The sequence below is a fragment of the Dendronalium phyllosphericum CENA369 genome (genome assembly GCF_016056275.1).
Classification (GTDB): Bacteria; Cyanobacteriota; Cyanobacteriia; order Cyanobacteriales; family Nostocaceae; genus Dendronalium; species Dendronalium phyllosphericum.
The window spans coordinates 1-1937 of sequence record NZ_JAECZA010000081.1 but is presented as its reverse complement, the minus strand read 5'-3'; the positions used below and the strand labels follow the sequence as shown (position 1 = coordinate 1937).

Sequence of the window (1937 nt, the reverse complement as noted above, 5' to 3'; positions counted from 1 at the left end):
CTTTTCACCCAGTCCCCAGTCCCCAGTCCCCAGTCCCCAATTCAATTTACTGCTGCTAATTTTCTTTCTAGGTCAAATAAAAAGCCGTGGATATATTCTTCTGTCCACTCAGTTCCGTAAAAACGGGTAAACATTCCTCGTGCTGGGTCTTTTTCAGAGCGATAGCGCAGATAGCGCAGTTGTGCTTGTTCTATATCCGCTAAGGAATGGGAGTCGGTGACTGGCTGTGCTTGGTCAACAAAATTGAGGTAGGCCTGAAGGTAATCTTTAAAAGCTGCAAATACGTGCGTTTCTACTGCTTCATCTTGTTGGGGGCGAGTCCAGAGAAATGCTGGTGAGAAAAAGGGACGCGCTTCTTCGGGAAAGTCTCCTCCCCAAGGAAGGTGCTGTTGATATGCTGTAAAAATCGGCAATATGGGCTGAGTATACTTCTGTTGGTACGCTGCATTGTCTCGAAACAGAGGTTGCATATCCAGGGCAATCAAGTGTCCTCCTGGTAGCGTTACCAAGTCTGCTCCAAAAAAGGGCAAGTCATAGTTCAAGTGAGGAAAAATCACAAAGTTAAGAACCTGAAGCGATTTACCACCTTGCACATGAGCAGCTCGTATTTGACGCAGTTTTGGGGCGCTAAATGCTGTGCTGGTAGTCAACACTTCTTCTTGATGTTTGCCCTTACCTACAAGCGCTGATTTAGACTCAAATCCTGTGGGAATAGGATATGGTTGCAGGTCGAGGCGATCGCGTAATAAAGCGATCGCGTAATCTAAAAATGGCTGATATAAAGTCATGATGAGAGAAGTCAGAATACAGGAATCAGAATGAATAAAGCTATAGAGGCATGAAGTTTGATTGCCGAAAAATTTCTGATTAGTTTTGCCTAAGAGGAGACATTAATACAGTCTAGCTTTCAACCAATAGTCATTCACCAGCCGCATAGAATTCTCCTGAATCTGGCTTTTGACTACTTCCAGAATCTAAATTACTTTTTGACTGAGCCAGCAGCTAAAGGTACAGCATCCTCGAACAAAAATTCATACAAGAATCGTTCCGACCATTCATGGCCAAAGTAGCTGCTAAATAGACCAGATGCTGGGTCGCGTTCTGCGCTGTATTGGTCGTAGTCTTTTTGAGCTTTCACAATCCGCTGAATATCTTCAGGGTCGGTTAGAGGTTTGGCTGAGTCCAACATCTGCCAGTACAAATTTAGATAATCTTTAAACGCTGCAAGTACTCGTGTTTTCACCGTTTCGGCATCTGTTTTGGCAAACAGCAGATATTTTGAGAAATACTGATTAGCATCGTAGAACTTCATTTCTAAATCTTGTGCCAGTTCAGGATATTTATTCTGCAAAGCTTTCAGGGGATATATATACTTTGCTAGGTAGGCTTCATCCTGAAACAAAGGTTGAAAGTCCATAACAATCAAGTTTTTGACCTGACCAAAAGAGAGAAAATCTATACCGAGCAAAGGTAAATCGTAGTGGTGACTGGGATAAATAACACTATTCAGAATTTGGGCGCTTACCCCCGCGTCAATACTGGTATAGCGAATTTTTCGTAACTCTTGACACTGATAGCACCAACTACGGATAGTAGCGGGATTTCTGCCGCGATCGCTTACCTTATACTCTAGACCCGTTGGAATCGAACGACTTTGTAAATTAAACCGTTGAAATAGCGATCGTTCTAGATGCTGAATAAAGGTTGTATACATTGATTCTTATGGACTCATATACCTCTAACTCCTGAGAATACGAAACATCGTGAATCCGCGTCCCATTTCTCATCAATAAAGCAACAATCCTTAATTTTTAGGGTTGGGGATTGGGGATTGGGTACTGGGGATTGGGTACTGGGGATTGGGAATTGGGGATTGATTATTTTTCTTGTCTCCCTTGTCTCCCTCATCCCCCTCATCTCCCTCATCCCCCTCATCC

The 1937-nt window shown here is 43.2% G+C and carries 2 protein-coding genes; both read right to left on the bottom strand.

The window, feature by feature from the left end; translation table 11 throughout:
• Positions 1 to 41 precede the first annotated feature (41 nt).
• Entirely contained in the window at positions 42 to 788 is a 747-nt protein-coding gene (locus I8752_RS17220; protein WP_214433536.1) for a phycoerythrobilin:ferredoxin oxidoreductase, read from the bottom strand.
• A gap of 191 nt (positions 789 to 979) precedes the next feature.
• On the bottom strand, positions 980 to 1714 hold the full coding sequence (locus tag I8752_RS17215) for a 15,16-dihydrobiliverdin:ferredoxin oxidoreductase (protein ID WP_214433535.1): 735 nt from the start codon (positions 1712 to 1714) through the stop codon (positions 980 to 982).
• Positions 1715 to 1937 lie beyond the last annotated feature (223 nt).